The 6,869-nt window shown below is 50.0% G+C and carries 7 protein-coding genes; 5 read left to right on the top strand and 2 right to left on the bottom strand.

Annotated elements, in window-relative coordinates; genetic code table 11:
- From AACQ38_RS23155 to AACQ38_RS23170, 4 genes are all read left to right on the top strand, one after another.
- Positions 1-1,166: DNA/RNA non-specific endonuclease (locus tag AACQ38_RS23155; protein ID WP_242685673.1), on the top strand; the 1,166-nt coding region annotated here is incomplete at its 5' end.
- Positions 1,163-1,504, top strand: coding sequence for an immunity protein YezG family protein (locus tag AACQ38_RS23160; protein WP_165579184.1), 342 nt, complete (start codon positions 1,163-1,165; stop codon positions 1,502-1,504). The genes AACQ38_RS23155 and AACQ38_RS23160, both read left to right, overlap by 4 nt.
- A 108-nt stretch (positions 1,505-1,612) precedes the next feature.
- Positions 1,613-5,239, top strand: a complete 3,627-nt coding sequence (locus AACQ38_RS23165) for a hemagglutinin repeat-containing protein (protein ID WP_445260637.1) — start codon at positions 1,613-1,615, stop codon at positions 5,237-5,239.
- Positions 5,240-5,245: 6 nt separating this feature from the next.
- Positions 5,246-5,635 (top strand): SMI1/KNR4 family protein, encoded by a 390-nt coding sequence (locus AACQ38_RS23170; RefSeq protein ID WP_112872321.1) that lies wholly within the window; start codon positions 5,246-5,248, stop codon positions 5,633-5,635.
- A 78-nt stretch (positions 5,636-5,713) separates the two neighbouring features.
- On the opposite strand, the gene AACQ38_RS23175 is transcribed toward AACQ38_RS23170, so the two are convergent.
- Both AACQ38_RS23175 and AACQ38_RS23180 read right to left on the bottom strand, forming a co-directional pair.
- Complete coding sequence (locus tag AACQ38_RS23175; protein WP_165579185.1) at positions 5,714-5,956, bottom strand: SymE family type I addiction module toxin; 243 nt, start codon at positions 5,954-5,956, stop codon at positions 5,714-5,716.
- A gap of 98 nt (positions 5,957-6,054) precedes the next feature.
- The gene (locus AACQ38_RS23180; RefSeq protein ID WP_041379902.1) at positions 6,055-6,426 is read right to left on the bottom strand and encodes a helix-turn-helix domain-containing protein; all 372 of its coding nucleotides are present in this window, start codon (positions 6,424-6,426) and stop codon (positions 6,055-6,057) included.
- Positions 6,427-6,577: 151 nt separating this feature from the next.
- On the opposite strand from AACQ38_RS23180, the gene AACQ38_RS23185 reads away from it, so the two are divergent.
- A partial coding sequence (locus AACQ38_RS23185; RefSeq protein WP_242685674.1) for a CHC2 zinc finger domain-containing protein occupies positions 6,578-6,869 on the top strand: 292 nt, incomplete at its 3' end.

A 6,869-nucleotide genomic window follows, 5' to 3' on the forward strand; every position in this document is an offset into this window, starting at 1 on the left:
ACTTAAGTGAAGAGGAAAAACAGACCATCAGCACTCTTTCTACTTTGGCGGCCGGGCTGGCCGGCGGCATTGCCGGTGACTCCACCGGAAGCGCCATCACCGGGGCCCAGACCGGGAAGAATGCGGTGGAGAATAATTTCCTGACGGCCAAAGATGTCCACGAACTGAAAGAGGAACTGCTGGAAGCAGAAAAGACTGGCGCAAACAAGCAGACGATTTACGACAAGTTTAAGGAGCGTAGCGAGAAAAATCGTCAGGAAGGTGTCGCGGATAACTGCTCCCATAATCCGGGCTGTGTGGTATCCGTCTGGGAAATGATGAACTCGGGAACAGACGTCGCCAGTGGCCTGAACCGGACTTCTTTCTTCTCCAGTCTCAGTAGTGAGGAGATGGCACAGTTAAACCGCTTTGTGCAGGCGGAGAATGCGGAAAGTGCCCAGGCGATTTACCAGTCGCTGCCAGATGTGGTAAAGAAGGTTGTTGAAGGCAAGGAGTTCGCAGAGCAGTTTGGTGTAATGCCGAAAGTGGGCGGCAGTAGCGGGATAATTGGACTAGGGATAGCCGGGAAGAAGCCTGCGACAAAAGACACAGGCAATACGGGTACAAAAGGCACTAATGCTGCTCATAATCAGCAAGTTAATAAATCAAATTTAGCTACCGCAGAGAAAGACATTGTACTTATTGAACAAGGTAAGAAAGGTGGTTGGAGTAAGGTACTGAATAAGCCTGAACCCAATAAAATTTATCATGTAAGACATGCAAGCGGGGAGAAAATTTATCATACAGATGGATTAAGCAGGCCAGTCCATATCGAAACTTCACTACATTTATCCAAGAATGACCGTAATACTTATCAGCAATGTAAAGCAGGTAAATGTGGTAATCCGGGAGATGAAGGCGGGCATTTAATCGCCAGTATTTTTGGTGGCCCAGGCGAGCGATTAAATGTTGTTCCTATGGATGGAAACTTAAATAAAGGTGCCTGGAAGCAGATGGAGAATTCTTGGGCTAAAGAACTAAAGGCAGGTAAGAGGGTTGATGTGAAAATACAGCCTAGATATAGTGATAATAGTAACCGTCCTAGCAGTTTTGATGTCAGCTATACGGTAGATAACGGAAGGCCAATAGAAATAAACATTAAAAATGTTCCAGGAGGTAAGAAGTGAGTTTGGACGATAAAATATATGCCGAGATAGGACAGTTGTTATATAACGCAGCTCCGGATCATGCGAAAAAAATTATTATGGATACGGAGTTATCTCCTGAAGGTGACTATTGTCAATTTAAATATGATTACATGGATGCTAATGACGAAATCCGTTGGTTTTCACCTAAAGATAATGGTGGATTAACAAATGAAAAATTGAGAGAACTACTAGTCTCATTGAGACAGTTTTTTGTAGAGAACATTCATTCAAAGCAAAAACCACATTGGACCGGTTGTATTGTTGTAATTGATGTAGAAAAAATGAAGCTCAATATAGACTTCAAATATAATGACTAATCTGCAAGATATCCCAGCCATGTGAACTGCCTCCCCGAAAGTTGGACACCCAACAAGTAGGGGGAAATTCTGTATGAAGAATTACAGGAAACATTCGTTCACATTTAAGTGGGTACTGCTTCATCAGACCTGACAGAACACAGCAAACAGACCCGTAAAGGCTTACTCTCCAAATCCTCCGTCGAAACCCACGATGAGGTGCATGAACGCCGGGCACAAAGCACCACGCTCAGCGGCGACCGCGTAACCCTACAAACCGGGAATGACCTCAACATCATCGGCAGTAACGTGGCTGGCACTCAGGATGTTAATCTGGCCGCAGGCAATCAGCTCACTATCACCACCGCGGATGAAGCCCGTCATGAAACACACTTCAAACAAGAGAAAAAATCCGGTCTGATGGGGACCGGCGGTATCGGCTTCTCCGTCGGCAAAGCCAGCCAAAAATCCACTACCGATATCGACAGTAACCTCAACAAAGGCAGCACGGTCGGCAGCAGCCAGGGCAGTGTGACATTCAGCGCCGGAAAACAGCTCAACATTCACGGCAGTGATGTCGTGGCGGGCCGCGATACGCAACTTTCCGGCCAAAACATTCACATCACCAGTGCGGAAAACAGTCACACCGCTATCACCAAAACCGAACAGAAACAAAGCGGCCTGACCGTGGCACTATCCGGCACCGCAGGCGGAGCCCTGAATTCCGCCGTTCAAACGGTTCAAACCGCTAACAATGAAAGTGACAGCCGTATCAAAGCCTTACAGGGCACCAAGGCCGCCCTTAGCGGGGTACAGGCAGTCCAGGCTGCCCGTCTGGCCGACGCTAAAGGCGGTGACGACAAAGCCAACAACAATCTGGTGGGCGTCAACCTCTCCTACGGCCGCCAGTCCTCCCGGTCAGAACTGAAACAGCACCAGACCACTCAACAGGGCAGCAGCCTGATGACCGGGGATAATCTCACCCTCACCGCTTCCGGCACACCAAACCAGCACGGCGATATCCGCATTCAGGGCGGCCAGTTGCAGGCGGGCAAAGACCTGCAACTCAATGCCAGCCGGGATATCCAGCTCTCATCCAGCCAGAACACCGAACAGACCACCGGCAAAAACAGCAGTCGCGGTGGCTCACTGGGCGTCGGTTTCACTGCCGGACCGGGGGGCACGGGAATCAATCTCTCCGCCAGCACCAACCACGGCAAAGGCCGTGAAAGCGGTAACGGCGTCAGCCATAATGAAACTACGCTGGATGCGGGGCAAACTGTCACCCTCAACGCCGGCCGGGATGCCACGCTCAAAGGCGCTCAGGTCAGCGGCGAACAGATTACTGCCGACGTCAAACGCCACCTGACACTCAGCAGCGAGCAGGACAGCAACCGCTACGATATGAAGCAGCAGAACGTCAGTGCCGGTGTCAGTGTTACTCTCGGTCCACAACCGGGCGGCTCATTGAACCTCAGCGCCAGCCGCGACAAAATCCACAGCAACTTTGACTCCGTACAGGAGCAAACCGGACTGTTTGCCGGCAAAGGCGGCTATCAGGTCAAAGTGGGGGAACATACTCAGCTTGATGGCGCAGTCATTGCCAGTACCGCAGACAAAGACAAAAACACCCTCGATACCGGCACGCTGGGCTTTGGCGATATCAAAAACAAAGCAGATTTTAAAACCGAACACCATAGCGTGAGTATCAGCACGGGGGGTTCAGCAGGCGGCATGATTCTCAGTAATCTGGCAGCCAATACCCTGGGCGGCGCTAACCGGGAAGGCCATGACCAAAGCACCACTCACGCCGCGGTCAGTGACGGCACCCTGATTATCCGGGATAAAGACAACCAGCAACAGGATGTCACCACCCTCAGCCGGGATACCGACTATGCTAACAATGCCCTCAGCCCTATCTTTGACAAAGAGAAAGAGCAGCAACGGCTGAAACAGGCCCAACTGATTGGCGAAATCAGTGCGCAGGTGATTGATATCGCCGGCACCGAAGGAGCCATTATCGCCACCAAAGCAGCCCACGCCAAACTGGAGAACATCAGTGACCCGGATAGAGAAGCGGCTATAAAAGTACTGAAGGATAAAGGTAAAACTGACATCACCCCGGCGCTTATTAAAGACCAGATTTACAAGACTGCCTATAACGCGGCATTGAATGAGTCTGGTCTGGGCACCGGAGGGAAATACCACACTGCTTTACAGGCGGCTACCGCGGCCATTCAGGGGCTCGCGGGTGGAAATATCGGTCAGGCACTGGCAGGTGGCGCTTCTCCTTACCTGGCCGGGGTGATTAAAGACCTGACCACCGACCCGAAAACTCATCAAGTCGATGTCGTCACCAATACTCTGGCCCATGCCATTCTGGGGGCAGTGGCCGCCGAAGTCAGTGGTAACAATGCGCTGGCGGGGGCAACAGGCGCGGCAGGCGGTGAACTGGCCGCCCGAGAACTGATGAAGCATATTCACGGCGAAAATGCTAAAGTCAGCGACTTAAGTGAAGAGGAAAAACAGACCATCAGCACCCTCTCCACCCTGGCGGCGGGTCTGGCCGGCGGCATTGCCGGTGACTCCAGCGGCAGCGCCGTCACCGGGGCCCAGACCGGGAAGAATGCGGTGGAGAATAATGCGCTGGCCTCGCGAAATCTGGGTGATTGCCGCACGATGTCACCGGAAGCGTGCGGCAAGGCTAAGGAGCTGAGCCAGCGCATTCTGGATAAAGGCTTGCCGTCAGTGGAGGACATGCGCGGTAAACTGGCATCGTGTCAGGATGACAGCTGCCGTAAAGGAGTCTGGACAGAGTACCGGCAGGCCAGTGATGCGACCATCAACAGCCTGAAACAGATGGCGTTGAATGGCGAGTTAAGCCGCGAAGAACTGGCATTCATCAACCATGAGTTGGGTAAAGAACTGGCGGTATCGGGATACCGTGCCAATGACAAGCTAGGGCGTTCAGAGCAGAGCAGCTGGTTAAATGGCGGCAGCGGACCCCTCTCCGGGTTCTTTAACACGGAACTGCGCCAAAAAGAGCTGGAAAACGCCGGGTTATCCAAGGCGGATGCGGCGCAGTACGTGAAGGAAGAGCAGCGTAACCTGTTGTTGCTGGAGACTGCGGTCGGAGCTATTGGGGGAGCAGCCAGTAATAAGATCCAGGCGAAGCCATCATCTGTATCATCAAAAAATAATGTTGATAAAAGCGTCCCGGGGGAAGCTACTCAAGTACAGCCTAACCAAACTGCTAATGTGGGAGCAAAAGGAAATAACGCATCTGCAAATCAGCCTAATAATGCGTCAAAAGGTGCGACAGGTAACATCTCGACGTTTAATCCTAATGAAATCAGATTCTCACAGAACACGGTTTCATATAATAAAACCGAAAGAGGAAGTGGTGTGAAATACAGTTATGATGATCTTGTTTCAGGTATGAAAAAAAATGGTTGGAAAGGGGACCCTGTTGATGTTGTAAAAATGCCTGATGGGAAATTTACCAGTATGGATAACACTCGTATAACTGCTGCGAGAGAAGCGGGTATTGATATTAAGGCTAATGTTCGCAGCTTCGATGATAAATTAACTCCAGCAGAATCAATCAGGTTTTCTGACCCCAGAAGAGGACTTGAGCCTAAAACTTGGGGAGAGGCAATAACAGGACGGATTAATAAGCAAACTGGTGGTTTTAGTAAAAATAACCCCTATGGTTCTGATGCTCCCCCTAGAATAACTGGAAAATCAAAGGATTAATTTATTATGTCATGTTACTTATATTCACCAGAAGAGCTACCAAAAGGATTCAATTTTCCATCGCATTTTTTGGAAATAGTAACTCAAGAATCTATTTTGGATTTAGAACCTTGGTGGTTTTTGTGCGAATTTGAAAAGTTCGCTAAATACTGGTTGTCTGAAATGAATACGCAATTTCCAGAAAGGCAACTCATACCATTTGCAAAAATATCTTATTCTGATGATATTGCTTGCTTTGATGGCTCTGATGTCTCAGGTGATCCAAAAGTATTTTTTATCCATGCTTTTGCGTCAACTGGGTGGGAAGATAGAGGGAGCCTTAATAATTTTGATGAGTGGCTAGAATTAGCAAAGGAAGAATCAGTGCGTTATAAAATGGATCAGCAAGCAGAGTAACAAGTGAGGCTTTGCTAATTAAGGTTGTATAAATAGCGTTAAGATCCCAGCCAAGCGCTGGGATTTTCCCTTTAACGGTTAGCCGTTCTCAACGAGCCGGATAATCAACTGCCCGTGCTCAACACTGACCTGCACTGGCTGCCCGGTCACAAAGCCCGCTTCTTCCAGCCAATTACCTTTAAGATGTAAACTGGGGTGCTGGCTGTAATAGCGGGTCATACCGGTGCTGCGGTCTTCGTGGCGGGTGCGGGCATACCCCACCTTATAGCTGCGCCGGGCTTTTGAAATCGCTAAATCTGCATTACAATCGCGGTTAGCCATAAATCAACTCCTGCTTAGTTGGTTGTGGTTAGCGGTTGTGGCAGGTTGCCGCCTGCTCCATCCGCGTAAAAAAATCCTTTCTCTTAGCTGTCTGTCTTTTACTGTTGTGCCTGTGCAATTACCGCATCCAGCATCTCTGAAACCAGCTTCTGCTTAGCGCGGGGCAACTGGCTGATAATCTGTATCTGTTGCTCAAGCCGTGAAGCCGGTCCCCGTTTACGGGGGATCGTGTCGCTCTCTTCGCCGAACAGCTCTTCCAGTGAAACAGAAAGTAACTTTGCTATCTCAGGCAGGACAGAGATCTGGATCCGTCTTCTGCCCGCTTCCCATGACTGAACCGCTTGCTGAGAAACGTTCAGTGCCTGAGCCAGTTGCGCTTGTGTAAGTCCGGCGTGTTTACGCAGGGCAGAAATCCGCTGACCTAACGTCATCATAAATACCTGTTCTTCACTACTGATGGAGGCGGCCATAGTCGTTGTTACCGATGTAAAAAGTGACTGAATGACCCTAATCTACAACATGTTTTACATCTTACTGTTGTAAATACTACCAGCTGTAGTATATGATTGTCGAGTTATTTTTATCCAAACCCTATTGACAGGTTTTTACAGGAGGTCACTGATGACCCGCGTTCCCGATACCGATTTAGCCCGCTTAAAGCAAACCGTCTCGTTACTGGGGCTGGCGCGTAAGCAAGGCCGTCCGATGAAAAAACGCGGTGAGGATTATGTGCTGCGCTGTCCGTTCCATAACGAGAAAACGCCCTCAATGGTGATATCGCCTGCTAAGAACCTGTATCACTGCTTTGGCTGTGGCGCAGCGGGATCGGTGCTGGACTGGGTGATACAAACGGAAGGGGTGACGCTGAAAATCGCTATCCGCCGGCTGCGGGAGCTGGCCGGGTTGCCGGATA

The organism is Photorhabdus sp. RW14-46 (assembly GCF_963887965.1).
In the GTDB taxonomy this organism is placed as follows: Bacteria; Pseudomonadota; Gammaproteobacteria; order Enterobacterales; family Enterobacteriaceae; genus Photorhabdus; species Photorhabdus laumondii.